The organism is Arthrobacter sp. PAMC25284 (assembly GCF_019443425.1).
GTDB classification, from domain to species: Bacteria; Actinomycetota; Actinomycetes; order Actinomycetales; family Micrococcaceae; genus Arthrobacter; species Arthrobacter oryzae_A.
Genome location: NZ_CP080382.1, coordinates 1,818,092 through 1,844,405 on the forward strand (window position 1 = coordinate 1,818,092; position 26,314 = coordinate 1,844,405).

The 26,314-nt window shown below is 65.7% G+C and carries 19 protein-coding genes and 2 pseudogenes; 4 read left to right on the plus strand and 17 right to left on the minus strand.

From position 1 onward, the window contains the following. Window positions 1–28: 28 nt before the first annotated feature. The 11 genes and pseudogenes from KY499_RS08390 to KY499_RS08440 all read right to left on the minus strand — a co-directional run bounded on the left by KY499_RS08390 (window position 29) and on the right by KY499_RS08440 (window position 14,312). Entirely contained in the window at window positions 29–1,042 is a 1,014-nt protein-coding gene (locus KY499_RS08390) for a Gfo/Idh/MocA family protein (RefSeq protein ID WP_219886805.1), read from the minus strand. 26 nt (window positions 1,043–1,068) lie between these two features. After that, window positions 1,069–1,988: pseudogene (locus tag KY499_RS08395) on the minus strand (sugar phosphate isomerase/epimerase family protein). A gap of 38 nt (window positions 1,989–2,026) precedes the next feature. Continuing rightward, on the minus strand, window positions 2,027–3,538 hold the full coding sequence (locus KY499_RS08400) for a CoA-acylating methylmalonate-semialdehyde dehydrogenase (RefSeq protein ID WP_219886806.1): 1,512 nt from the start codon (window positions 3,536–3,538) through the stop codon (window positions 2,027–2,029). Window positions 3,539–3,590: 52 nt separating this feature from the next. Further along, a complete protein-coding gene (iolD, locus tag KY499_RS08405; protein ID WP_219886807.1) occupies window positions 3,591–5,519 on the minus strand; it encodes a 3D-(3,5/4)-trihydroxycyclohexane-1,2-dione acylhydrolase (decyclizing) in 1,929 nt (642 codons plus the stop codon). Between the two features lie 33 nt (window positions 5,520–5,552). Beyond that, on the minus strand, window positions 5,553–6,497 hold the full coding sequence (locus tag KY499_RS08410) for a deoxyribose-phosphate aldolase (protein WP_123255561.1): 945 nt from the start codon (window positions 6,495–6,497) through the stop codon (window positions 5,553–5,555). Further along, the gene (iolC, locus tag KY499_RS08415; protein WP_219886808.1) at window positions 6,494–7,510 is read right to left on the minus strand and encodes a 5-dehydro-2-deoxygluconokinase; all 1,017 of its coding nucleotides are present in this window, start codon (window positions 7,508–7,510) and stop codon (window positions 6,494–6,496) included. The genes KY499_RS08410 and iolC overlap by 4 nt, the downstream gene beginning before the upstream one ends. A 143-nt stretch (window positions 7,511–7,653) precedes the next feature. Continuing rightward, window positions 7,654–8,067, minus strand: a complete 414-nt coding sequence (locus KY499_RS08420; RefSeq protein ID WP_219886809.1) for a tautomerase family protein — start codon at window positions 8,065–8,067, stop codon at window positions 7,654–7,656. A gap of 202 nt (window positions 8,068–8,269) precedes the next feature. Continuing rightward, window positions 8,270–9,172 carry a succinate--CoA ligase subunit alpha gene (gene sucD, locus KY499_RS08425; RefSeq protein WP_123255558.1) on the minus strand — a complete coding sequence of 301 codons (903 nt, stop codon included), beginning with the start codon at window positions 9,170–9,172 and terminating at the stop codon, window positions 8,270–8,272. 26 nt (window positions 9,173–9,198) lie between these two features. Next, a pseudogene (gene sucC / locus KY499_RS08430) lies at window positions 9,199–10,366 on the minus strand (ADP-forming succinate--CoA ligase subunit beta). 336 nt (window positions 10,367–10,702) lie between these two features. Continuing rightward, window positions 10,703–13,228, minus strand: a complete 2,526-nt coding sequence (pcrA, locus tag KY499_RS08435; RefSeq protein WP_123255556.1) for a DNA helicase PcrA — start codon at window positions 13,226–13,228, stop codon at window positions 10,703–10,705. A gap of 181 nt (window positions 13,229–13,409) precedes the next feature. Beyond that, window positions 13,410–14,312 (minus strand): inositol monophosphatase family protein, encoded by a 903-nt coding sequence (locus tag KY499_RS08440; RefSeq protein WP_258191034.1) that lies wholly within the window; start codon window positions 14,310–14,312, stop codon window positions 13,410–13,412. 186 nt (window positions 14,313–14,498) lie between these two features. Here KY499_RS08440 and KY499_RS08445 point away from each other — a divergent pair, with 186 nt between their 5' ends. Both KY499_RS08445 and KY499_RS08450 read left to right on the plus strand, forming a co-directional pair. Beyond that, complete coding sequence (locus tag KY499_RS08445) at window positions 14,499–16,892, plus strand: excinuclease ABC subunit UvrA (protein ID WP_219886811.1); 2,394 nt, start codon at window positions 14,499–14,501, stop codon at window positions 16,890–16,892. A gap of 50 nt (window positions 16,893–16,942) precedes the next feature. Then, window positions 16,943–17,593, plus strand: coding sequence for a hypothetical protein (locus KY499_RS08450; protein WP_219886812.1), 651 nt, complete (start codon window positions 16,943–16,945; stop codon window positions 17,591–17,593). A gap of 141 nt (window positions 17,594–17,734) precedes the next feature. On the opposite strand, the gene KY499_RS08455 is transcribed toward KY499_RS08450, so the two are convergent. Both KY499_RS08455 and KY499_RS18185 read right to left on the minus strand, forming a co-directional pair. Next, entirely contained in the window at window positions 17,735–18,604 is an 870-nt protein-coding gene (locus KY499_RS08455) for a hypothetical protein (protein WP_219886813.1), read from the minus strand. Between the two features lie 22 nt (window positions 18,605–18,626). After that, window positions 18,627–18,758 carry a hypothetical protein gene (locus tag KY499_RS18185; protein ID WP_258191035.1) on the minus strand — a complete coding sequence of 44 codons (132 nt, stop codon included), beginning with the start codon at window positions 18,756–18,758 and terminating at the stop codon, window positions 18,627–18,629. Window positions 18,759–18,954: 196 nt separating this feature from the next. Between KY499_RS18185 and KY499_RS08460 the strand changes: the two genes are divergently transcribed. Next, window positions 18,955–19,104: a hypothetical protein gene (locus KY499_RS08460; protein WP_183164524.1), complete on the plus strand. Its 150-nt coding sequence runs from the start codon at window positions 18,955–18,957 to the stop codon at window positions 19,102–19,104. 160 nt (window positions 19,105–19,264) lie between these two features. Here the strand turns inward: KY499_RS08460 and KY499_RS08465 are convergent, their stop codons facing one another. Genes KY499_RS08465 through KY499_RS08475 form a run of 3 tightly spaced genes read right to left on the minus strand, consistent with a single transcriptional unit; the run spans window position 19,265 to window position 23,629 of the window. Next, window positions 19,265–20,800: a bifunctional diguanylate cyclase/phosphodiesterase gene (locus KY499_RS08465; RefSeq protein ID WP_219886814.1), complete on the minus strand. Its 1,536-nt coding sequence runs from the start codon at window positions 20,798–20,800 to the stop codon at window positions 19,265–19,267. Further along, complete coding sequence (locus KY499_RS08470; protein WP_219886815.1) at window positions 20,790–21,242, minus strand: hypothetical protein; 453 nt, start codon at window positions 21,240–21,242, stop codon at window positions 20,790–20,792. Before KY499_RS08470 ends, KY499_RS08465 begins: the two co-directional genes overlap by 11 nt. Beyond that, on the minus strand, window positions 21,239–23,629 hold the full coding sequence (locus tag KY499_RS08475) for a glycosyltransferase family 2 protein (protein WP_219886816.1): 2,391 nt from the start codon (window positions 23,627–23,629) through the stop codon (window positions 21,239–21,241). The genes KY499_RS08470 and KY499_RS08475 overlap by 4 nt, the downstream gene beginning before the upstream one ends. Window positions 23,630–23,833: 204 nt before the next feature. On the opposite strand from KY499_RS08475, the gene KY499_RS18560 reads away from it, so the two are divergent. Beyond that, window positions 23,834–25,441 (plus strand): carbohydrate-binding protein, encoded by a 1,608-nt coding sequence (locus KY499_RS18560; RefSeq protein WP_308813090.1) that lies wholly within the window; start codon window positions 23,834–23,836, stop codon window positions 25,439–25,441. A gap of 37 nt (window positions 25,442–25,478) precedes the next feature. On the opposite strand, the gene KY499_RS08485 is transcribed toward KY499_RS18560, so the two are convergent. After that, window positions 25,479–26,261, minus strand: a complete 783-nt coding sequence (locus KY499_RS08485; protein ID WP_219886817.1) for a DUF998 domain-containing protein — start codon at window positions 26,259–26,261, stop codon at window positions 25,479–25,481. Window positions 26,262–26,314: the final 53 nt, after the last annotated feature.

Below are 26,314 nucleotides of genomic sequence, written 5' to 3' on the forward strand. Positions count from 1 at the left end.
CCGGTGCCAGCGGGTTGCCGGGTGTTGTTTAGTTGTAGATGGCAGGTTTGGGATTGAGTTTCACGGGGACTTTCTGGCCGTTTTTCTGCGCTTCGACGCCGGCCTCGCAGCACGCGGCGGTCGCGTAGCCGTCCCAGGCGCTCGGGCCGCCGATCCCGTTCCGGAACGCAGCGTTGACCCAGGCCTGGATTTCGACGTCGTACGCGGCGGCGAAGCGTTCCTCGAACCCGGGGGTGACGGTCCCGCCCCAGCGGCCGTTGGCCCGCGTGTAGGGCCCGTGGTCCGCGCCGATGTTCACGATCCCGTCCTCGAAGGAGGCCTGGGTGGCGACCTCGTAGCCGAACCTGGCGTTGACGTAGATCTCCACGTCGGCCAGGACCCCGGACTCGGTCTCGATCAGGACATGCTGGGGGTCGTGCTGGCCGGCCGGGGCATTCCGCGTGGCCTTACCGAGCCGGACCTGGACGGAGGTGATTTCCTCCCCGGTGAAGAACCGGACCGCGTCGAACTCGTGCACCACCGAATCGTTGATCAGCATCTCGTTGGTGAACCCCGGCGGGGTGGTCGGGTTCCGGTGCTGGTGGTGGAGCATCAACAGTTCCCCGAGTTCGTTGGAGCGGATCATCGCCCCCAGGGCGGCGTATTCGGCGTCGAACCGGCGCATAAACCCGACCTGGATTCGCTGGTGCCCCAGCTCTTTCTCGGCCTCCACGATTTTCCAGGCCGACGCTGCATCCGGAGTCAACGGCTTCTCGCACAGGATCGGGAAGTCTTTGGCGAGGGCCTTGAGCAGGATCTCCTCGTGCAGGAACCCCGGGGTCGCGATCAGGACCGCGTTCACGTCCCCGTTATTCAGCGCCTCCTCGGCGTCGGCCAGGGCTACGGCGCCCGGGATCCCCTCGATGGCGGCCTGGGCGCGGGCGAGGTCAACGTCGACAACGGCGGCAACCTCTGCCCCCTGTATCCGGGCGTGGATCCGCTGGATGTGGTCCACACCCATACGGCCCGCACCGATCACGGCGACACGAAGAATATCAGTCATGGTTCTTTCCTTTGGTTCAGTGAGCGCTAGTTGACGGCCGTGCGGGAGCCGCACGAAAGCAGGTAGTTCCGGGTGCGTTTGGCGATGGGCATCGGCACATCGAAGGCCACCGGGTACATGTCCTGTTCCACAATGCCGAAGATGGGCCGGTTCAGCGCCTCAACGGCCTCGATCACGGCGCGCAGGTCCGGCAGCCCGTTCGGTGGCTCGGTCATCACACCGGCCAGGTTCGCGGCGGCCCAGGTCATGTTTTCCTCGTTGACCTTTTTCAGGATCTCCGGGTTGATCTGCTTCAGGTGCAGGTAGCCGATCCGGTCCGGATAGTTCTTGATCAAATCCAGGCTGGAGGCCCCGCAGTATTCCGCGTGACCGGTATCCAGGCACAGGTTCAGGTACGTCGGGTCGGTGGCAGCGAGGAGGGTCTCGATGTCCTGTTGCGCGCCGACGTGCGAATCTGCGTGGGAGTGGAACTGCTGCTTCAGGCCAAAGTCCTCCAACAGGGTCTTGCCCAGCCGGTTGTGCCCGGCAAAGAGATCTGCCCAGGGCCCTGTTCGGTCAGCTCGCCGCTTTCCACCGCCTCGCCGGTAACGTCGTCGCGCCACATCGCGGGGATGACCACGATGTTCTCGCCGCCCATGGCGGCAGTGAGTTCGGCGACCTTGCGTGCGGGGTCCCAGGCGGTCTCCCACTGGTCAAGGCCGCGGTGGAAGGCGGTGAACACGGTGCCGGCAGTGACTTTGAGGTCGCGCTGCTTGAGCTCCTCGGCCAGCCGTGCGGGATCGGACGGGAGGTAGCCGTAGGGGCCGAGTTCGATCCACTTGTAGCCGGACTCGGCGACCTCGTCGAGGAACCGTTCCCAGGGGGTCTGCTGCGGATCGTCCGGAAACCAGACACCCCAGGAATCCGGCGCGGTGCCGATGATCAGCTTGTTCTCCACTTCAGTCATAACGGCGTCGTCTTTCTCGTTTGCCGGGCAGCAGCGGGTTAGCTGGAGGGGAAGTTGTAGGAGGCGCCCGAATCGTGGGTCGGCTCCGGCCACCGTGAGGTAACAACCTTGCCGCGGGTGTAGAAGGACACGCCTTCCGGACCGTAGATGTGCTTGTCGCCGAAGAGCGAAGCCTTCCAGCCGCCAAAGGAGTGGTAGGCCACCGGGACGGGGAGCGGGACGTTGATACCGATCATGCCTACCGTGACGGAGCGCTGGAACTTGCGGGCGTTAGCGCCGGAGGAGGTGAAGATGGCGGTGCCGTTGCCATAGGGGTTGGCGTTGATCAGGGCGATACCGGCGTCGAGGTCCTCCACGCGGACCACTACGAGGACCGGGCCGAAGATCTCCTCGGTGTATGCGGTCATTTCGGTCTTGACATGGTCGATGACGGTGGGGCCGACCCAGAAGCCGTCCTCATGGCCGGGGACAACAAGATCGCGCCCGTCGACCACCATGGCGGCGCCGGCGGATTGTGCCTCGGTAACGATCTTCACGATGCGCTCCTTGGATGCCGGGGTGATGACCGGGCCCATTTCGGCGCCTGCCACAGTGCCGTTGTCGACCTTGATGGCCAGCGCCCGCTCTTCGACCTTCTTGACCAGCAGGTCTGCGGCCTCACCGACGGCGACGGCGACGGAGATGGCCATGCAGCGTTCGCCGGCGGAACCGAAGGCGGCGGCGGCGAGGTGGTCAGCGGCGTTGTCCAGGTCGGCGTCGGGCATCACGATGGCGTGGTTCTTCGCCCCGCCCAGGGCCTGGACGCGCTTGCCGTGCGCCGTGGCCGTTTCGTGGACGTACTTGGCGATCGGGGTGGAGCCGACGAAGGAGATGCCGTCGACGTCCGGGTGGGTCAGGAGTCCTTCAACGGTTTCCTTGTCTCCGTGCAGGACCTGGAACACGCCGTCGGGCAGGCCTGCCTGCTTCCACAGCTTGGCCAGGAGCATCGAGGGCGAGGGGTCACGCTCGGAGGGCTTGAGGATAAAGGCGTTGCCGGCGGCAATCGCCATCGGCGCCATCCACAGCGGCACCATCACCGGGAAGTTGAACGGGGTGATGCCGGCGACCACACCAAGCGGTTCGCGGAAGGAGAAGACGTCGATCCCGGTGGAGACCTGGTCCGAGTAGTCACCCTTGAGCAGTTGCGGGATGCCGCAGGCGAATTCGATGACCTCGAGGCCTCGGCCGATCTCGCCCTTGGCATCGGAAAGGACCTTGCCGTGCTCGGCGGTGATCAGTTCGGCGAGGTCATCGACGTGGGCAGCGACGAGTTCGCGGAACTTGAACAGGACGTTGGTGCGCTTGGCGAGGGAGAAGTCGCCCCAGGAGTCGGCGGCGGCGCGGGCGGCGGCCACGGTGGCGTCCAGGTCCGCCCGGTTGGCCAGCCGCAGTTCCGCGGAAATGGCACCGGTGGCCGGGTTGTAGACGGGCTGCGTACGGTCTCCTTCACCAACGGTTTCGGCGCCGTTGATGAAGTGCTTGATGGTGGTGCGGGTAGTCGTCGTCGACATGATGGTGAACGTCCTTGGTCTGCGGGGTGGAATCTGCGGTGGGAACTGAGGGTCAGCCGAGCAGCTTGCGCTGCCGATTCTTGTGGTCTGTGTACGTTGTGTAGGCCTGCCGGGTGGAGTCAAGGTCGGAGACCTGGGAGACCGGAACATCCCACCAGGACTCGGACGCGGGGGCGTCCAGTAGCGGATCGGATTCGACGTGGATGACGATCGGGCCGCCCCGCTCCGGTGCGGCCTTGGCATCGCGGACGGCCTGTTCGAGCTCGGCGATGACCTTCTCCCCCGGTTCGATCCGGATGACCTTTACGCCGAGGCTTTCGGCGTTGAGGGCCAGGTCCACGGGGAGCCGTTCGCCCGCGTCGAAGCTGTGGGTTTCCTCGTCCAGCTCCCGGTACTGGGTGCCGAAGCGCTGCGAACCCAGGGATTCGGAGAGCGAGCCAATCGAGGCGTAGCCGTGGTTCTGGATCAGGACCACGATCAGCTTGATCCGCTCGGCGACGGCGGTGACCAGTTCGGTGTGCATCATCAGGTAGGAGCCGTCCCCTACCATCACGACGACGTCGCGCTGGGCTCCGCCGGCGGCGGCTTCGGCGAGGGCCGCGCGCTTGACGCCCAGGCCGCCAGGGATTTCGTAGCCCATGCAGGAGTAAGCGTATTCGACGTGGTAGCCGAAGGGGTCGCGGACCCGCCACATCTTGTGCAGGTCCCCGGGCAGGGAACCGGCGGCGCAGATGACAACATCCTGGGCGTCCATGGCCCGGCTCGTGGCGCCGATGATCTCGTTCTGCGCCGGCAGCGGCGTGAACCGGGTGCCAAAGGCCTCGTCGACGGTGGCGTTCCAGCGCTTCTTTTCGGCCGCGATGCGCTGTTCGAGGTCGGCCCCGACGCGGTAGCCGCCGAGGGCCTGGTTGAGCTTGATCAGTGCCTTGCGGGCGTCGGCGACGATCGGCAGGGCAGTGCCGTGCTTGTAAGCATCGATCGGCGCGACGTTGATGTTGATGAACTGCACCTCCGGGTTTTGGAACGCGGTCCGGGACGCGGTGGTGAAGTCCTCGTACCGGGTGCCGATCCCGATGATAAGGTCCGCGTCGGCGGCGAGGGCGTTCGCCGCCGTCGTGCCGGTGGAGCCGATGGCTCCGACGGAGAACGGGTGGTCCCAGGGCAGGACGCCGACGCCGGCCTGGGTGTTGCCCACCGGGATGCCGGTCAGTTCCACGAGCCGGGCCAGTTCGTCGTTGGCGTAGGCGTACAGGACTCCGCCGCCGGCAATGATGAGCGGGTTCCTCGCGGCGCGGATGGCCGCTGCGGCGCGGCGGATGTCCTCGTCGTCGGCGTCCGGGCGGCGGATGCGCCACTCGCGTTCGGCCAAAAATTCCTCGGGTACGTCGGAGGCTTCGGCCTGGACATCCTGCGGGAGAGAAATGGTGACGGCGCCGGTCTCGGCCGGGTCCGTCAGGACCCGCAGCCCGTGATGGAAGGCCGAGAACAGCTGCTCCGGACGGGAGACCCGGTCGAAGAACTTCGAGAGCGGCCGGAACGCGTCGTTGACGGTGATGTCATAGGCATCCGGGCGTTCGAGTTGCTGCAGGACCGGGTCCGCAACGCGGGTGGCAAAGGTGTCCGAGGGCAACAGCAGCACGGGCAGCCGGTTGGTGGTGGCCAGCGCGGCGCCGGTGAGCAGGTTGGACGACCCCGGGCCGATCGAGGTGCTGATCGCGAAGGTCTGGCGGCGCCGGGTGTGGCGGGCGTAACCGACGGCCTGATGCACTTGCGCTTGCTCGTTGCGGCCCTGGTAGTAGGGCATGATCGTGGGATCCGCGGCCTGGTACTGCTTGAGGGCCTGGCCGACGCCGGCGACGTTGCCGTGGCCGAAGATGCCGAAGGTGCCCGGGATCAGGCGCTCACGGTACTCCTGGCCGCCGATCGTATCGACGGTGTACTGCCTGGACAGGTATTCCACGACGGCCTGGGCGACGGTCATTCTGCGGGTTGCTGATCCTGTTCCCATAGGGGGCTACTCCGATACTTCTGCGGTGCGGTTGAGGAGGGTGGCGGCGGTGGCAACGGCGCCGGCGACGTCGCCGTCCTGCGGGTAGAGCAGCGTCCGGCCCACGGTGAGTCCCTGCACGCCTGGGAGGGCGAGGGCTGCCTCCCAGCTGGCGAACACGTCGTCCTGGCTGCTGTCCGGGTCTCCGCCGAGCAGCACGGTGGGCATCGTGGTGGCCGCCATGACGCGCTCCATCTCGGGCACCACCGGGAGCTTCATCCAGGTGTAAGCACTCGTGGAGCCGAGCCCTTCGGCGATCCCGATGGACTTGATGACGGCGTCCGTGGAGAGGTCGTTGCGAACCTTGCCGTTCTCGCGGACGGACAGGAACGGCTCCACCATGGCGATCAGCTTCCGGGCGGCGAGCGAGTCGATCGCCTTGGCCGTGGCTTCGAGCAGGGACACCGTGTCCGGGTCGCCGAGACAAATCCGCGTGAGCATCTTGCCTCCGTCGGCGCCGAGTGCTTCCAGGGCCTCCGCGGTGTGGCCGGTGAAGCGGTCATCGAATTCGTTGATCAGGCCGATGAGTCCGCCGCGGTTCATCGAGCCGAAGACGAGCTTGCCCTCAAGGGCGCCGAGCAGCAGCAGGTCGTCCATGATGTCCGGTGAGGCCAGCACGCCGTCGACGTGCGGGTTGGCCAGAGCAATCTGGAGCCGGTCCAGCAGCTGGCGGCGGTCCGCCATCGCGATCGGGTTTGCGCCGACACTCAGGGCGCCGCGGGCCGGATGGTCGGCGGCCACGATGAAGTTCTGCTGGCCGACTTTGACGCCGGGGTGGCGGCGGCGGGCTTTCGCGGCCCGTGCGATCGCGGCAGGGTCCTCGAGCCGGATGGCGCTGAGGTGCGCGTAACGGCGGGGATCGTCGTCGACGGCGGTGCGTGGCGTCGTCGGCGTCGTGGATTGAACGCTCACAGCGCTGCTCCTTCCGGGGCGTAAGTGGCGGGAACAAACTGGCCGGGGGCCATGCGGCCGCGTTCGGCCAGCAGCGAAGTAACCTCGTCCGGCGTCGGCATCGCATCGGCACAGGACAGGCGGGAGGCGACAAGGGCTCCGGCGGCGTTGGCGTAGTCCAGGACTTCGGCCAGCGGCCAGCCGGACAGCAGTCCATGGCAGAACGCTCCGCCAAACGCATCGCCGGCGCCGAGGCCGTTGACGGTCTCGACCCGGACGGGGGCGGAGATCACGCGCTCGGTGCGGGTCTTGGCCATCACACCTTCGGGGCCAAGCTTGACGACGGCGATTTCCACGCCGGCCGCCAACAGCCGGTCGGCCTGCTCGTCGGGGGTGCCTTCGCCCACAGCGACGGCGCATTCCTTGTCATTGCCGATGGCGACCGTGACGTACGGCAGGATCCTGACGACCTGGGCCCGGGCCTCCTTTTCGGTGGCCCAAAACATCGGCCGGTAGTCGAGGTCGAGGATGGTGTACTGGCCATCTCTCAGTCCGGACTGGGGCCGGGCCTCGTGGGCCGCGGTGTGCGCCGACCGGCTGGGCTCCTGGCACAGTCCCGTGACGGTGGACCAGAAGATGCCGGCATCCCTGATGGCGTCCAGGTCCAGTTCTTCGGCCTTGATCTGAAGGTCGGGGGCCGTGGGGAACCGGCCGTAGAAGTAGAGCGGGAAGTCTTCCGGCGGCTTGATTGCGCAGAAGGTGACCGCAGTGGGGTACTCCTTCACCGGTGAAACGAACGTGTCGTCCACATTGAACTTGCGCAGTTCGCGGTGCAGGTAGTTGCCGAACGCGTCGTCACCGGTGCGGGTGATCACGCCGGTGCGGCGGCCATGCCTCGCGGCTGCCACCGCCACGTTGGACGGGGATCCGCCCAGGTACTTTCCGAAGGACGTGACATCCTCCAGATCCACCCCGATGTCATTCGGGTAGATATCAACGCTGATGCGCCCGATCGTGAGCAGTTCGTGGGTCACGTTAATCGTGGACCTTTCTGGTTTGGACTCTGCACCTTCTCGACGGCAGGAGCTCCTGGGCCTGGCGGGTCCGACGTGAGCGGGACCACATCAACTACTTTGCCTTAGAACTTATGTCCTGTCAAAGGTTTGTACTGACATGTTTACAACATGGATTTTTGTGGGGTTTTCAGCTCTCCGGTGACGTACTGGGCGCGGCCGAAGCCGAATGACCAGTCCTCCGCAGTGTTCTCGACGTAGCCGATAAAGACGTTTTCGCCGGACACCCCCGCTTCGGCCAGTCGCTCCGCGATGGCGGAAAACAGCGACTGCTTGGCCGCCTGGCTCCGGCCGCCTTGAGTGAAGATCTGGATCATGACCACGTCCGGGGTGCGCTCGAAGCCCAGCCCGGCGTCCTGCGCAACAATCTGGCCGGCGGGATGCTCAGTCATGATGTGGAAGTAGTCCTGCTCGGGAATGCCGTACTCCGCAAGGATGGCGTCGTGGATCCCCTGGCTGATCCGGCGCAAATCCTCTGCACTGCGGCCGGTATTGATGTCTATCCGCACAAGAGGCATGCCGTCTCCTAGTAGTAGTTTGTCCTGACATACTAACAAATCAATCAGCAGGATCGCAAGATGGTGCACCGGGTCATTACCCCCCAACGCAAAAAGCAACGCGGGGTCACTTTTCGCCGGTCCCACAGGGTGGGATGGGCGAAAAGTGACCCCGCGTTGCTCTGGGGTGGTGCTGTGGTGCTGCTTCCCTGAAGGCCTGGGCCTAGAGGGTTGCGAAGACCTCGCGCAGGAGCTTGGCGGTCTCGGACGGCGTCTTGCCGACCTTGACTCCGGCAGCCTCAAGGGCTTCCTTCTTGGCCTGGGCGGTGCCTGCGGAGCCGGAGACGATGGCGCCGGCGTGGCCCATGGTCTTGCCTTCCGGGGCGGTGAAGCCGGCAACGTAGCCGACGACCGGCTTCGTGACGTGGGCCTTGATGTAATCGGCTGCACGCTCTTCGGCGTCGCCGCCGATTTCGCCGATCATCACAATCGCCTTCGTCTCGGGGTCAGCTTCGAAGGCTTCGAGGGCGTCGATGTGGGTGGTGCCGATGACCGGGTCGCCGCCAATGCCGATGGCAGTGGAGAAGCCCAGATCGCGCAGTTCGTACATCATCTGGTAGGTCAGGGTGCCGGACTTGGAGACCAGGCCGATCGGGCCCTTGCCGGTGATGTTCGCCGGGGTGATGCCGACGAGGGCCTCACCCGGCGTGATGATGCCGGGGCAGTTCGGCCCGATGATGCGGGTGACCTGCTTGCCGTTGGTGTCGACCTTGGACTGGGCCAGCGCCCAGAACTCGGCGGAGTCCTGGACCGGCACACCTTCGGTGATAACAACGACCAGGCCGATGCCTGCCTCGATGGCTTCGACGACGGCGTCCTTGGTGAACGCCGGGGGCACGAAGACGATGGAAACGTCGGCGCCGGTCTCGGCCATGGCTTCCTTGACGGTGCCGAAGACGGTGATCTCGTTATCGCCGTGCAGGACCGTGGTGCCGGCCTTGCGGGCGTTGACGCCGCCAACGACGTTTGTGCCGGCCTTCAGCATGAGGGCGGTGTGCTTGGTGCCTTCGCCGCCGGTGATGCCCTGGACGATGACCTTGGAGTCTTTGTTCAGATAAATAGACATGTTTGAGTCGCCTTACTTCCCGGTGCTTACTTCGAGTTGGCGAGCTCGGCAGCCTTGTCGGCGCCCTCGTCCATGGTGGCGGCCAAGGTTACCAGCGGGTGGTTGGCCTCGGCCAGGATGCGGCGGCCTTCCTCGACGTTGTTGCCGTCGAGGCGGACGACCAGCGGCTTGTTGGCGGAGGAGCCGAGCTCGGCCAGTGCGCCGACGATGCCCTTGGCCACCGCGTCACAGGCGGTGATGCCGCCGAAGACGTTGACGAAAACGGACTTGACCTGCTCGTCGCCCAGGATGACGTCGAGACCGGCAGCCATGACCTCGGCGGACGCTCCACCGCCGATGTCCAGGAAGTTGGCGGGCTTGACGTTGCCGTGGTTTTCACCGGCGTAGGCAACGACGTCCAGGGTGGACATCACCAGGCCGGCGCCGTTGCCGATGATGCCGACTTCGCCGTCGAGCTTGACGTAGTTGAGGTCCTGGGCTTTGGCCTTCGCCTCAAGCGGGTCGGCCTCGTCCTTGTCTTCCAGCTTGGCGTGGTGCGGGTGGCGGAAGCCGGCGTTCTCGTCCAGGGAGACCTTGCCATCGAGGGCAACGACGTCACCGGCGCCGGTCAGGACCAGCGGGTTGACCTCGACGAGGGTGGCGTCTTCCTTTTTGAAAACGTCCCAGAGCTTGAGGATGACGGCGGCGACCTTGCCGCGCAGTTCCTCGGAGAAGCCTGCGGCGGCAACGATTTCGTCGGCCTTGGCCTGGTCGATGCCAACGGCCGGGTCGATCGCGATCTTGGCCAATGCGTCGGGGCGTTCAACAGCGAGCTGTTCGATTTCCATGCCGCCTTCTACCGAGCACATGGCCAGGTAGTTGCGGTTGGCCCGGTCCAGCAGGACGGAGAAGTAGTATTCCTCGGCAATGTCGGCGCCCTGGGCAATCATCACCTTGTGAACGGTGTGGCCCTTGATGTCCATACCGAGGATGTTGGTGGAGTGCTCGAGAGCCTCAGCGGCGGTCTTGGCAACCTTGACACCGCCGGCCCTTGCCGCGGCCTCCGGCCTTGACCTGTGCCTTGACGACAGTTACGCCGCCGATCTTCTCGGCAGCTGCTTTTGCTTCTTCAGGGGTGTGCGCCACGATGCCGGCAAGCACGGGTACACCGTGCGCCTCGAACATATCGCGCGCCTGATATTCAAACAGGTCCACGGGTAAGTGTCCTCTACGTCGAAGTAGTTTCTGTACAGCCGGACCCCGCGTTATCGCAGTTACCGGGCTGCGGAATAAACGCGCCCTGCGGCAGGCTTGGGAACAAGCCACGCGGCGCAATACTCCTTGGGGAACTCTAGTCCTTTCTGCGGACCAGCCCGTCCAAGACTACCTCTTCTGTGACGAAGGACACTATTCTATGGAGCGTAGAAAAACCCCTAGATCACGCGGTTTTCGGGGCCTCTAATCCCGCACGGGAGCCGTTTCGGGGCTGCCGGACGTCCCGCGTCACGGTGAGGGACACGGCGACGTCGGTCCGCCGGCCCCGGCCGGGGATCAGGCGTCGAGCTTGGTCAGCGGCGCGTAGCGGAGCAGGAGCCGCTTCTCTCCGATACCGAACTTCACCTTGGCCACGGTCTTGTCTCCGGCGCCTTCGACGGCGAGGACGGTCCCGTTGCCGAAACTCGTGTGGTTGACCTGGTCTCCTACGCTGACGGCGACGATTTCCTTCTGCGGCTGCACCCGGTTCTTCGCGACGGCGGCCGGAACGTCGGCGTTAAACCCGGCAGACGGGCTGGCCGCGGCGCCCCGGGCCGTGCCGGCTCCCCAGAACGATCCGCCATAGCGGCTCGAGCCGATGGCTGCCCCGCTCCCCCATCCGCCGGACTGGCGGATGGAGCCTTCGCGCTTCCATTCGACGAGCTCGGCCGGGATCTCCTCGATGAACTGGCTCGCCGGGTTGTACTGACTCTGGCCCCACATGCTGCGCACTTCGGACCGGGTCAGGTAAAGCCGCTTCCGGGCACGGGTCAGGCCCACGTAGGCCAGCCGGCGTTCCTCGGCGAGTTCCTTGGGGTCCGTCGCGGACCGCTGGTGCGGGAAGAGCCCGTGTTCCATGCCGGTGAGGAACACCACGGGGAACTCCAGTCCCTTCGCCGTATGCAGGGTCATCAGCGTAACGACACCCAAACGCTTGGCCTCGGCCACGGCCGCGTCAATGTCCGCGCCCGGGGCGTCCGGGATCTGGTCGGCGTCAGCGACGAGCGAGACCTTTTCCAGGAACTCGCCGAGCGAACCTTCCGGATTGTCGCGTTCGTATTCCCGCACGACGGCGACGAGTTCCGCAAGGTTCTCTACCCGCGACTCATCCTGCGGGTCGGTGCTGGACCGCAGCCCGGCGAGGTAGCCGGTCTGTTCCAGGACTGCTTCGACGGCGGCAGCGGCACCGGAGCCGGCGGCGACTTCGGCGAGGTCGTCGAGCATTTTCACGAAGCCCAGCACGGCGTTGACCGACCGTGTCGCCATGCCGGGAGCTTCTTCGGCCCGCCGGGCGGCGGCCATGAAGGAGGTGCGCCCGCGCTCGGCCAGGGACGCCACGGCGCCTTCGGCCCGGTCGCCGATGCCGCGCTTGGGTTCGTTCAGGATCCGGCGGAGGTTGACGTCGTCGTCGGGGTTCACCAGAACCCGCAGGTAGGCGAGGGCGTCCTTGATTTCCTTGCGCTCGTAGAAGCGGGTGCCGCCGACTACTTTGTAGGGAAGTCCGACGCGGACCAGGACATCCTCGATGGAGCGGGACTGGGCGTTGGTGCGGTAGAAGATCGCGACGTCGCCGGGGCGGAGGTCGCCTTCGTCCTGCAGCCGGTCGATTTCCTTGGCGATGAACTGCGCCTCGTCGTGCTCGTTCTCCCCGACGTAGCCGACGATCTTCTCGCCGTCGCCCTCGGCCGTCCAGAGCCGTTTCTCCGGCCGGTTGGGGTTGCGGGAAATCACCGAGTTTGCGGCGCTGAGGATGGTTTGGGTGGAGCGGTAGTTCTGCTCCAGCTTGATGGTGCGGGCGTCCGGGTAGTCCTTTTCAAACTCCACAATGTTGCGGATGTCGGCGCCGCGGAAGGCATAGATGGACTGGTCCGAATCGCCGACGACTGTCAGCTCGGCCGCGCCGGGGCCCTCGCCGACGATCTCGCGGACCAGTGCGTACTGGGCGTGGTTGGTGTCCTGGTATTCGTCCACCAGGACATGCCGGAAGCGGCGCCGGTAAGAGTCAGCGAGCGCCGGGAAGGCCCGGAACATGTACACCACCTGCGCGATCAGGTCATCGAAGTCCATCGCGTTGGCCTGCCGCAGCCGCTGGGTATAGCCCTTGAAGACCTCCGCGACGGCCTGTTCGAAGGGGTCGTTGTAGTTGGCGCTGGAGGCGTAGGAATCGTCGTCGATCAGCTCGTTTTTGAGCGCCGAGATTTTGTGCTGGATGGCCTTGGGGGCGAACCGTTTGGGGTCCAGGTCCAGGTTCTTGGCCACGAGCGTGATCAGGCGCAGCGAATCGGCGGAATCGTAGATGGAGAAGTTCGAATTCAGGCCGACGTTCTTGGCCTCGCGGCGCAGGATCCGGACGCAGGAGGAGTGGAAGGTCGAGATCCACATGGTCTTGGCCCGGCCGCCGACCAGGGCTTCAATGCGCTCCCGCATTTCTGCGGCGGCTTTGTTGGTGAAGGTGATGGCCAGAATCTCGCCGTGGTGCGACCGGCCCGTGGCGATCAGGTAGGCGATCCGGTTACTGAGCACGCGGGTCTTGCCCGAACCTGCACCGGCGACGATCAGCAGCGCCCCGCCGGCGTGTTTGACGGCTTCTTCCTGCTCCGGGTTCAGCCCGTCGAGGAGTTCGGCTGCCGACGGGAGCTGCGGGCGGTCCCAATCGCCGCCTGACGGTCCGGGTGCGGCGGCCGCGGCGTCGCCGCCGAAGGGTGCCACTTCGCCTCCCGCCTGCGCACTGACGCGGGTTGCGGCACTCGAATTCGCGGGTGATGCAGCCTTTGTGGCAGCTTGGAAGGGTCCGTCGGCGTAAGGGTCAAACAACATATCCATGGTGGTATCAAGTCTAGGCGCTGCCACCGACGGCGGTTCCCGCCCCACGGGACATGCCCTCGCCTGCCCGCAGCCAGTGGACATAAAGCCACTCTGCCCACCCCTCGCCGCGAAGAATGAGCATGTCCCCCGCAGCTCGCCGCGACATAGAGCGCGAAGAATGAGCATGTCCCCCGGAGATCTACCCGACCGACCCCGACTCGAGGGCGGCACGCAACTGCTGTACCGCCGTCGTGCCTCCTGCGATGAACCACTCCAGACCATTCACGCGGACGACGTCGGCGGCGCCGCCGGCGGCCAGGACGATCGCTTTGCCGGGCAGCCAGTCCCATTCGGGGCAGCTGTGCTGGAACCAGCAGCCCACCCCGCCGTCGGCGACCCTGCCGAGGTCGCAGGAGCCGGACCCGAACATGCGCAGCGTCGCCGCCGACGTCGCGGCCGCGTGCCACGGCATGGCGCACATTGGGTCCGCGAGCCAGCCCGGGTGGATGTAGGTGGCGGCACTGAGCTCGGCAACCGGGGTCTCCGAACGGCTCTCGCCACCGGTGCCGCCCGGCCGGAAGCTGGTCAGCCGTTCGCCGTTAAGCGTCGCGGCCCGCGAGGTACCGCCGAGCCAGAGCTTGTCTTCTTCGGGCTGGAAGATCGCGCCAAGGACCACCTCGCCGGCAGCCTTAAGGGCCAGGGCGGAGCACCAGTAGGTGGATCCATGCAGGAAGTTATAGGTGCCGTCGACCGGATCAATTACCCAGGTCCGGCCACTGCTGCCGGCTACGGACGCACCTTCCTCACCGAGGATTCCATCCTCGGGACGGCAACGCCGGAGCTGGTCCAGGACGTAGGCCTCCGCCGCGTGGTCGGCGGCGGTCACAACATCCGAAATGGACGTTTTCTGCCGGCCTTCCAGTCCGGCCTGCCGCATCAGCAGCGCCAGGGTTCCGGCCTCCCGGACAAGCGCTTCAGCCAACTGGAAGTCATCCAGCCCGGGGTCAAGTTCGGCGGCGCTGTGCCGGCCGAGCCGGTATCCGCCCAGTTCGTTCCTGCCCCTGCCGGTGCCTGCTGCTTCGTCTCTGTCCGGTTCGCTCACGCGTTCCAGACTAGCGGCGGCCCGCGGCGGTGAACAGTCAGCCTCACGCGGCAGCCACGCTCCGGCACCCTGGTGGCGACAGGTACCGCCCATGGCCGAAACTGGTTAACTAGAGCCGTGCGACGTCGGCGGGGACCGCCAAGCCGGCTCCGCCCAAGAGGACCCCGCCTATGAGATGGAGACACGATGAGCATCGCCACGGAGCCGGACCCGCAGTCGTCTGGTCTGCACGCAGCCGACAGCCACGACTTGATCCGCGTCCAGGGCGCACGCGTGAACAACCTCAAGGATGTCAGCATCGAGATTCCGAAGCGCCGGCTGACGGTGTTCACGGGCGTCTCCGGCTCCGGGAAGAGTTCCCTGGTCTTCGGCACGATTGCCGCCGAGTCGCAGCGGCTGATCAACGAGACCTACAGCGCCTTTGTCCAGGGCTTTATGCCCACGCTGGCACGGCCCGAGGTCGATGTACTCGACGGGCTGACGACGGCGATCCTCGTCGACCAGGAACGGATGGGCTCCAACCCCCGCTCCACCGTAGGCACCGCCACCGATGCCAATGCGATGCTGCGCATCCTCTTCAGCCGGCTCGGCTCCCCGCACGTCGGGCCCCCGACGGCGTTCTCCTTCAATGTCCCGACGCGGAAGGCAAGCGGGGTCATGAGCACCGAGAAGGGCGGGCGGGTCGAGAAAAACGTAGTGCACGACGCGGTGTACCTTGGCGGCATGTGTCCGCGCTGCGAGGGCATGGGCTCGGTCACCGACTTCGACCTGACCGCACTTTACGACGACAGCAAGTCGCTCAACGAAGGAGCGCTTACGGTTCCCGGCTACAGCATGGATGGCTGGTTCGGCCGCATCTTCGGCGGCTCCGGCTTCTTCGACATGGACAGGCCAATCTCCAGGTTCACAAAAAAACAGCTGGACGACCTGCTCTACCGGGAACCGACCAAGATCAAGGTCGAAGGGATCAACCTGACGTACGAGGGTCTGATTCCGAAAATCCAGAAATCAATGCTGTCCAAGGACGTCGACGCCCTGCAGCCGCATATCCGGGCATTCGTGGACCGGGCGATCACCTTCACCATCTGTCCCGACTGCGCGGGCACCCGGCTCAGCAAAGAGGCCCGGTCCTCCAAAATCAAGGGACTGAACATCGCCGACGTCTCCGCGATGCAGATCAGCGATCTGGCCCACTGGGTCCGGGACCTCACAGAACCGTCGGTCGCTCCGCTGCTCGCCGGGTTGCAGCACCTCCTCGACGCATTCGCGGAGATCGGATTGGGCTATCTCTCGCTCGACCGGCCGTCGGGCACCCTCTCAGGTGGGGAGGCACAGCGGACCAAGATGATCCGGCACCTCGGCTCATCCCTCACCGACGTCACCTACGTTTTTGACGAGCCCACGATCGGCCTGCACCCCCACGACATCGAGCGGATGAACCAACTGCTCCTGCAGTTGCGGGATAAGGGCAACACCGTGCTCGTTGTGGAGCACAAGCCTGAGACCATCGCGATCGCCGACCACGTTGTTGACCTCGGCCCGGGCGCCGGCACCGGGGGCGGCACCGTCTGCTTCGAGGGGACCGTCGAGGGGCTGCGGGGCAGCGACACCACCACCGGGCGCCACCTCGATGACCGGGCGGCCCTCAAGGTTTCGGTGCGTCCGTCCGCCGGCGCGCTGGAGGTCCGCGGCGGGTCGGCCCACAATCTGCAGGACGTGGACGTGGACATCCCGCTCGGGGTCCTCTGCGTGATCACGGGTGTAGCCGGCTCCGGCAAGAGCTCGTTGATCCACGGCTCGGTCGCGGGCCGCGATGGTGTGGTGGTGGTGGACCAGGGTGCGATCCGCGGGTCGCGACGGAGCAACCCGGCCACGTACACCGGCTTGCTGGAGCCGATCCGCAAGGCGTTCGCGAAGGTCAACGGCGTGAAGCCGGCCTTGTTCAGCTCCAACTCCGAGGGCGCCTGCCCTACGTGCAACGGCGCCGGCGTCATCTACACCGAGCTCGGCGTTATGGCCACGGTCGAGTCCACCTGCGAGGAGTGCGAAGGGAAGCGGTTCCAGGCCTCGGTCCTGGAATACACGCTCGGCGGCCGGAACATCGCGGAGGTGCTGGCGATGCCGGTGACCGAAGCCGGGGACTTCTTCGGCGACGGCGACGCGCGCACGCCCGCCGCACACAGGATTCTTGGCCGGCTTACCGACGTAGGTCTCGGCTACCTCACCCTCGGCCAGCCGCTCACGACGCTCTCCGGCGGCGAACGGCAGCGCCTTAAGCTCGCCACCCAGATGGCCGAGAAGGGCGAGGTCTACATCCTTGACGAGCCGACCACCGGTCTGCATCTTGCCGACGTCGCGCAGCTGCTCGGCCTGCTCGACCGGCTCGTCGAGTCAGGCAAATCGGTGATCGTCATCGAGCACCACCAGGCGGTCATGGCACACGCCGACTGGATCATCGACCTTGGCCCCGGCGCCGGACACGACGGCGGCCGCATCGTCTTCCAGGGCACCCCCGCCGACATCGTCGCCGCCCGCTCCACCCTCACGGGCGAACACCTCGCGGCCTACGTGGGCAGTTGACCGACGCGCCAGCGGACATCCCGAATGAAACTGTCGACGATAATGGTTTTATGGCCAAGACACCCGCACAACGGATCAAGAAGCACGGCAACAAAGCAGTTGTTCCCCAGCACCAGCTGCCTTCGGTGATCAATCCCAGCACCAGCCGGTCGCCCGAAAAAGCGAAGAGCAACAGCAATTTGATTGTGGTGGCCGGCGCCGTGGCCAGCCTGTTCCTGTTCTGGTACCTGCACCTGCTCACCCTGGAGCAGCTCACCCAGCTTTCCGGCGGCCTGGCCATGCCGGATTCACTGATCGGCGGCTTTGACAGGGACTTCGTCGGGCAGTTGCGTGCCGCCATGAACCCGGATGCCCTCGGCCAGCTCAGCTACGTCCACAAGACGGCAGGCACGCTCTTCCCGCTGATCTTCGGTTTCAGCTGGCTGCTGCTGATCGGAATCAATGTTGCCCGCAAACCGCTGCGCTGGGCGTTGTGGGCGCTGCCGTTGCTGTTCGCCGCCGTGCGGCTGTGGGGAAACGCCGCGATTGACACCATGATGTCTGCCAACGTGCTCGATCCGACCCAGGTTGCCCTGGCCTCCGGGCTCACCGTGGCCGGCTGGGTGCTGCTGGTGCTGAGCCTGCTGGCCGGCGGTGCGGCTGTGTTCATCGGCCGGAAGTCCGGTGCTGCCCGCCGGGCACGGGGACATGCCCCCTCCTAAACCTCCGCAGTGGACATAAGCCCCGGCCCAAGGTCCTTGCCGCGGGACATGCCCCACCCGTGACGCGGCCGATGGACATATGCCCACTATGTCCATTCCTGAGCAGCAGAAAGGGGCATGTCCAACGGCGGGCGGCGGGTCTCAGCCTAGGGCTGCAAGGAACACGTTGGCCTGATCGGCGCGCTGCGGTGCTCCGGCTGCTTCGAAATGGTCTACAGCCTGCAGCAGGTACTCCCGGGCCGATGAGCCGTTGCCCACCGCGTCGTGGGCCCGCCCCAGCAACAGGCAGACCTCGCCCAGGATCTGCGGCGTGGCCTTGTCCTGGTTCGGCAGGATTTCGCCGAGAACCTCAATGGCCGCCGCCGGATCCCCGGCCAGGAAGTTCCAGTGGCCCCGGTTGAGCTTGAGCAGCGTACGGTCCTCATCCGATCCGCCAATCACATCGATGGCGAGCTCGGCCCGATCAATGCAGCGCAGCGTATCGGCATCGGCGATGTCGGCGGCCAGCCTCATCGCGGCCGAAGCCGTATTGAATCTCGCCCAGATGCCGAGGTTGCGGGCCGGAGAAAAAGTGGATGCGGCGAGTTCGTGGTAATCCAGGCCGTCGGCTACCCGGTTGCAGAGGAACGCCACGTTTCCAATGACCCAGTAGGCCTTGCCGACAAGCTGGTCATCGACTTCGGCCGATATCGCGTCGGCCAGAACGAGGCTTTCGGCCCAGGCCTGCTCGACCTGGCCGCTGTCCGCAAGGGCACCGATCAACGCCTGGCGCGCCATCACGTTGATCTCGACGTCGTCTTCGTCTTTGGCGAGCTCAGCCGCTGCCCGGGCCTCGTCTGCCGACTCGTCAAGCAGCCCCGACCCTTGCAGCGCCTTGGCCATCAGAATGTGTGCCTGCGCGCGCAGTTGCGGTGCCAGGATGCCGTCCCCGCCAAGGAGATCGCGGACGACGGCGGCGCACCCCTCGAAATCGCCCGCTGCCAGCAGGCTTTCGGCCTGGAGGATCGTCATGCTACGCCATGAGTCGCAATCCTCATCCTGCCGTGCGATGTCCGCCGCAGCCCGGGGCCTTGTTCGCAGCCTCGCCGAATTCGTGATTGGACCAGCGCCGGCGCGCTTCCAATTCAGCGGCGACGTAGAGCGGCGAAACTGCCATTTGCTGCATACCTCAAATATCCGGTGTTTTATTAGTGAACTTTAACCGGATGTTCAAGAAAGATCCGGTCAGGGTTCGGCGAAGGTTCCCGCAGTCGCCGCAATTATCCCATGCTCAGGACAATTCCCCCTAAAGGCATCTGATCTGCACATATACTAATTTTGCACATGTGTCACATCAGCCCCCCGATTATCAGGAGTCACCCATGAAGAAGACCCTCGCAACCCTCCTCGTCGCCGGCGCCCTTGCGGCTGCCGGACTCTCGGCTTCCGCTGCCATCTCCGCAAGCAGCGACAACTCAGGCCAGAGCTCCGTGGCCGTCGGCTGGTGGCCGAACGACACGAAGAAGAAGTAACTTCCTCGGAAGCAACGCGGCGGGCACCGGTCTTCGGTGCCCGCCGTCGCGGTTTCCGGAGGACATTCCGTCGAACGTCGGGACGAACGTCCCGGCGGAGACCGGGCCGTCGCGCCGCTGACACACCGGAGGACCGTACGCCAGGCGCCCGGCCCTCCTGCTACCGGCCTCTCGGTTTCCAGTTGCCAACCATGGCTGCAATCGCGTCCGGCGGCGAAGGCCGGCCGAAATAGTAGCCCTGGCCGCTGGTACAGCCCATCCGGGTCAGGATCTCCGCCTGCTCCGCAGTCTCGATCCCTTCGGCCAGGGCTTTGAGGCCGCACGCATGGATCAGGTGCAGCACAGCTTCGACAAAGTTGGTGTCTTTTTCATCGCCGCCAAGGTCGCTGATCAGGCTCCGGTCAATCTTCACCACATTGACGGGCAGCGTGCGCAAATAGCTGATCGAGGAGTAGCCGGTGCCGAAATCGTCGATCTCGAGCTGGATACCGAGTCGCCGCAGACCGGTCATCGAATACTGGTCAAGGTCTCCGCCGTTTACCGCCATCGACTCTGTCAGCTCAATGATCAGGTTGGCGGCATCCACGCCTGTCTCCCTCAGGATGTCCCGGACGTGTTCGATGAGCTCGAGGTTCTGGAGTTCCGTCGATGAGATGTTGACGCGGACGTTGAAGGAGTCGTCGACCTGCGATGCAAGCTGCCAGTTCCTCAGCTGGCGCACTGCATGACGCAGCACCCAGTGGCCTAAATCGACAATCATGCCGGTTTCTTCGGCCAGCTGGATGAACTGGTCCGGGTAAAGGAGACCGCGTTCGGGATGGTTCCAGCGCACCAGCGCCTCCACGCCCTCGATCCTGCCGTTGGTCAGTTCGATGATGGGCTGGTAGTGCAGGACCAGCTGGTCCTGCCGGATGGCTTCGCGCAGTTCCGTTACGAGGACGCTCTGCAGCCTGCGTGCATACAAAAGCGCCGGTTCGAACACCTTGATGCTGCCATGCGGCTGGGCCTTGGCTGCATACATGGCGGTATCGGCTTCCATCACGAGGTCCTCAACGGACTGCCCGGCATCCGCGATCCGCAGGCCGATGCTGGCGCCGCAGGTGATCCGCAGATCTCCGACTTCCAGGCTCTCGGTGAGCGCCTTGAGGATCCGGTTGGCAACCCGGCGGGCGCGGACGAGGTTGGTCTTCGGCAGCAAGACCGCGAACTCGTCGCCGCCCAGGCGCGCCACGGTATCGTTCTCGCGGACTGCCTCCTGCAATCGCTGGGCGATCAGCCGCAGCACGTCATCACCGGCGCTGTGCCCTAGGGAGTCGTTGATGCCCTTAAAGGAGTCCAGATCGAGGAGCAGGAGGGCCGGCGGCATCTCGCCACGGGCCGACTCATCGAGCTCATGGCCCAGGACCGCGTTCAGCGCGGTCCGGTTCGCCAACTGGGTCAGCGGGTCCGTCAGGGCCGTCCGTTCGAGCTCAACCTGCGCTGCGCGCAGCATGGCCGTGCGGCTCTCAACCCGTTCCTCGAGTTCCTGGTAGATCGTCTGCAGGTCATCGGCCATCAAGTTGATGCCCGCGATGACCGCCGCGACGTCGTCGCGGTCCATCGAGGGCGGAATCCTGGTCGACAGGTCTCCCCCGGCGATCCGGACGATGCCCTCTACGAGGGCGTGAAGCCGGGGGTCCTGGGGTTCAGTCGTCATTGGCGCACTGCCCCAACCACTCAGCGGCTTCGGACCAGGCGGTGAAGAACCGAGCGGGCACCATCCCGGTTTTCGGCCGCAGCACGTAGTGGGCGATTACCCGGTCGACCGGGCTTTCGCCGACGACGGCGAACGCCGATGCCACTGCCGTAACCGAGCCCGTCAGGATCTGGCGTGCCTCGCCGCTGAGGCTGGGCACCCCGCGGATGACCAGCAGCACGGGAAGGCGCCGCCCGCCGGCCAATGTAAGGGCCGTGGCACCTGCCGTCCGGGCTTCGTCGCCGTCAATTTCCCGGTTGGGCGGCAACTGGATCTCAAGAATGCCGTTGCTGTTCAGGCGCACGTCAATGGGGCGTTGACGTCCCGCAGCGGGAGCGCCCGCACCGGGCAAGTCGCCACTGGGCAAGTCGTCGCAGGCCAAGACCACGGCTTCGGTGCTCACCGGACGGCGACCCGGCGTCGGCGGTCGGTTGATCCGCGGAGGTCGCGGTTCAACCGGCGGTCGCCATGATAGAGTATCGTCTCCCAGTCGACCTCGTCGACTGTTTTCTCCACCACAGGGCTTTCCTTCACGGCCTTTGACCGGGGAGCCACGTAAAGCCAGCTGAGCATCCCAAGGAACATGTCGACTGCGGAGTTGATTACCCCGATGTAGGCCCTGATCGCGCCGGCGGCCAGGATCGCATTGACCGAGGCGAACGCCACGTTCCCCCAGTTCCCCAGCTGGGCATCACGCCAGACGGTCACGAGTGAGAAGACCACGATTGCGTAGGGCGTCAGCACGTAGATGGCCGGGGCCGCCGTGCGGTCCTTCACCTTGGGGGTCCGGGCGAAGGGGATCTTATCCCCCGTCAGGGCCTGCTGGAGCGATTTCAGCACACCGGCCAGGTTGACCGGCAACAGCACAAGGTTGAAGCCGTAGATCCGCAGGATATCGCTGAAGCGGTGTCCGCAGTCCCGCAGGTCGCTGCCCATGGCCAGAAAGTACGGCAAGGCGGCCAGAAACACAATGGGACTCAGCAGCCGGCTGTCGTACGGGTAGGCGAGCAGAAAAAGGAGCCCGAAACTGGCCCAGGCGATGGAGGCCATGTAGTTCACCCGGAGCAGTACTTCGCGGAACAGGATCGCCCGCCGGTCGGCACGGCGCCGACGGAGCTGGACCCACAGCTTGGGCAGGATCAGCAGTCCGCCGTTGGCCCAGCGGCGGCGCTGGACCACGAGCGAGCCGAAGTCCGGCGGCGTGGCGCTGTAGCTAAGGCGCTCCGGATAGTTGACCAGGGTCCAGCCATGCTGGCCGAGGTCGATGCTGGATTCGGTGTCTTCGATAACGGTGCGGTCCTGGATGTAGGTCCGGATCTCAAAGCCGCCGCTATTTTCGACTTCCACAATGTCCTCAAGGGCACGTTTGCGGATCACCGCGTTGGCGCCGACCCAGAACGTCGCCCCGTAGTACGTCATGCCCTGGTGCAGGATGTGCTGAATGTCCGTCGTGGCCCCGGCCACGCGTTCGATCCGGGTGGGGGCGCCGCGGAAGGAGGAATAGGGTGTCTGGGTGACGGCGACACGCTCGTTGCCGGCGGACTCGAGGAAATACACGAGCCGGAGGCAGTAATCGCGCAGCAGCAGCGAATCGGCGTCGAGGGTCAGCAAGTATTCGGTGTCGCGAACGGACAGCACGGCGTCCGGTTCACCGGCAGGCTCCGGGACGTCAGTCGCATCCACGACGCCGGGCCCGCCCCCGTCGCTTACCTTCCGCAGGATCACGCCGTCGGCGGTGGTCTCCTTGCGCCAGGAGTGCCCCATCAGGCCGATGTAGGCGTTGAGGTTCATCGCCTTGTTGGCCTCGTGGGAAAGGCTCGCGTATTTCTTCCGCTCAAAGGTTTCCGTAGATGCATTGAAAATCCAGGTCAGACGAAGATACAGCTCTTCGATCCGGTCCAGCGGCGGGGACGCGTGCTGCGCCGCTGCTGCGTCGAGTCCGAGCAAAACCAGCCGCAGTTCGCGGGCCAGGCCCATCAGGACCAGGTCAACAAAGAACTCATCCACATGGTCATCGACTTGTTCACCGGCGGCCATCGTCTCGAGCCAGCGGGCGGCAGCCTCATACTCGGCAATCAGGGTGGACAGCTCGTCTTTACTGCCGGAGCCGGTGCGTTTGCCGCGGCGGAACCGTTCCAGTGCGGCATTAAACCGCGCCGCGGGCACACTGAGTGCGGCGGCGATTTCGGAGGTCAGTGCCCGGGTGGCGTCCAGCCTGGCACGGTCCGCGGGGTCCGCGGGATGGGGCGGGTCGTCCAGCAACAACACGACCTTCAGGTCCGGAAACTCCTGCAGAGCCGCGGACCACAGCGTGGCGCGCACCACCTGCGGCTCCTCGGCGTAGGACGGCACCAGGACCGTGATTCCCTCGGAGTGCCCGGCGAAGTGACGGTCCAGTTCGCCCCGGGGCACCCGGGAGTGGTCGCGGAAACGGTAGAGCGCGCCTTGCCGGGCCAGCAGGTACATCAGCGCCGAAAACGTCAGAAATGTTACGACGACAAGGTACGAGATCGTCTCGATCTGGAAGCGGAACCCTGCATTCGGGTTATTCGCCAGCTCGCGCAGGATGGTCGAAATGACGTAACTCGTCCACGCCGCCACCGTGACAAGAATGGCCACCCGGCCAAGAATGATCTTCCGCCTCGACGGCCTCGGATGGACGATCGAAAGGGGTTCGGAACGTTTCTCGGCGCCCCATTGCCGGCGTCGCACCGCGCCCTTCTGGTCACCGGAGACGTCGCCGGAGACACTGTCCGCATCCGAACGTGGCAAGACAAGCTGATCAGACATGAGTCCCTAGGGCTGCGGGCGGCGTTTCGGCATGCGCTAATGTCGGATTTGCGCACGATGCACCGGAACGATTTGGTGAGTGCCCTTATGATAATCCAAGCTCAGGCTATTTCCGGACACCAAACACCCCGGATGTCACTTGCGCTGATTCCAACGGCTGACGTATGAACGGCAGTCCCATTCAATGACCCAAAGGGGGCCCCTGTGTCCGCAAGATTCCCAGGCCGCAAGTTATCGCTGGTTCGACTGGGCCTGCTCACCGGCGTCGTCGTGGCCATCAGCGCCGGTGGCGTGGCCGCATGGGGGAACTTCCAGGACGTCCGGACCGCCGGGGCCATCCCTTCGATCTTCTCCGGGTACGTCGACGTTACCGCGACGCCCCGGCACGCCTTCGAGGCCCCGGTGTCCAAGGAAGCGGCAAACGTCGCACTGTCCTTCATTGTCGCGGACCCGCAGGAGCCCTGCACTCCGTCATGGGGCGCCGCCTACGGGTTGTCCGAGGCGTCCTCGGACCTGGACCTGGACCGGCGCGTGGCGCGGCTCCAGCAGCTTGGCGGCACCGTGTCGGTCTCCTTCGGCGGGCAAGCCAACAAGGAACTCGCCACCACCTGCCTGGATCAGGAGAAGCTGACCGCTGCCTACCGGACGGTCATCGACCGCTACAACGTGGACAGCATCGATCTGGACATCGAGGGTGACGCCCTCTCCGACGTCGCCGCTCTGGACCGGCGCTCCGTCGCCATCGCCGCGATTCAGCAGGACCGCCAGAAAGAGGGCAAGTCCCTGAGTACCTGGCTGACGCTGCCGGTTGACCCGAACGGACTTACTGCGGTGGGTACTGAGGCGGTGCGCCGGACGGTCGCGGCCGGAACCGACCTTGCGGGGGTGAACATCATGACGATGGACTACGGCGGGAGCAGGCTGACGGACCTTTCCATGGCGCAAAACGCCGTGTCCGCAGCCGAAGCCACGCACCGTCAACTCTCTGAGATCTACCGCGCCGCCGGGAACGAGCTCGGCACCGAAACGGTGTGGCGGAAGATCGGGCTGACCCCGATGATCGGCCAGAACGACATCATCGGAGAAATTTTCACACTCAAGGACGCACAGGAACTCAGTACCTACGCCCGGGAGAAGGGAATTGGCCGCGTCTCCATGTGGTCCCTCAACCGGGACCGGACGTGCAGCCCGAACTACCCGGATGTCAAGCAGGTTTCGGACAGTTGCAGCGGCGTCGACCAGGCCGGATCGAGCTTCGCCGCGATCCTCGCTGCCGGTGTCGCCGGCAGCCCCGTCCCGGACGCAACCGCCCCGGCCCAACGCGACGGGAATGCCGCAGGCGGCCAGCAGAGCCCTGCTCCGGCCGTGACCGATGATCCGGCCACGAGCCCTTACCCGGTGTGGTCCGAAGGCTCCGCCTATGCGGCTAATGACCGGGTCGTCTGGCACGCGAATGTGTACGAAGCTAAATGGTGGACCCGCGGCGAGACCCCGGACAACCCGATCCTGCAGGGCTCCGCCACGCCGTGGCGCATCCTCGGACCGGTGCTCCCGGGCGACCGGCCCGCCCCTCAGCTCACGGCACCGGCAGGCACGGCACCGGCCTGGGATCCGGCCACGACTTACCGGAAGGGAGACCGGGTGCTCTTTGACGGCAGGGTCTTCGAAGCCAAGTGGTGGACGCAGACGGACAGCCCGGAGGCCCGGTTGCAGGGCGCTCCGGATTCCCCGTGGACGAAGTTGAGCGACGCGCAACTGCTGGAGCTGATGCCGGCTGTCCCGGCAACGCCGGCAACGACGGCGGCGCCCTAGAACGAATTCCCTGACGGTCCGCGCCGCTTCGGAGCGCCTAGGCTTTTGCCGCGGCACCCCGGGCCCGGGCAAGCTTCCGGGCCGTCCGTTCCTGCCGGACCCGCTGGGCCAGCACGAGTCCGGCGGCGGCAAAGCCGATCGTGATGGGGTAGCCCATCAGCCGTTCGAGCGTGCCGGGCTCGGGCACCTCCATCCCGGTCACACCCCCGGCGACAAGGGCCGTCAGGGACACCGCTCCGCCGAGCAGAATGAACGCGCCCAGCGGTGACTGCCGGAGCCAGAGCCCGCCCAGCAGCACCAACGACGCCCCACCGGCTGCGAAGTACAGCACCGCACCCGCGAGGTGCAGGCCCGATCCGGCGTCCTCCGGCACCAGCCCGACGATGACCGTGCCGGAACCGGCCGCGAAGGCCAGCAACCGCGACGTGTCGGCGACGGCCCGGGGCAGCCGGCGTCCAGGCGACCGGACCAGCAGCGCCCCCGGCCGCGCCGCCGTGCCCAGCAGCGCCGTACTCAAGAGCAACGCGCCAACCATCATCCCCAGTCCCTGCACCACAAACGAGGCGTTCATCAGCAGCCGGGCGGGCGAACACACGTCCCGGCCGTTGAAGACCCCGCAATACAGCGCCCCGAGATCGCTGATGTACCCGGTGCGGCGGCTGTAGGGCTCAGGCCCGGCCCAGGCGCCAATCACGGCCGACTCGGCGATGAAATACTGCAGGACGCTCAGCAGCGCGAGGGCCCCGAGATAGAACCTGGTGGAAGCCACGTCCGGCAGATAGACGAGCCTGTCCGTGTCGTTCATTGCAGATGCGGTCATGCCAAGAGCGTAGTACGCGCCCTGACCTTGTATGCTTGTATCCGTGTCCGGAC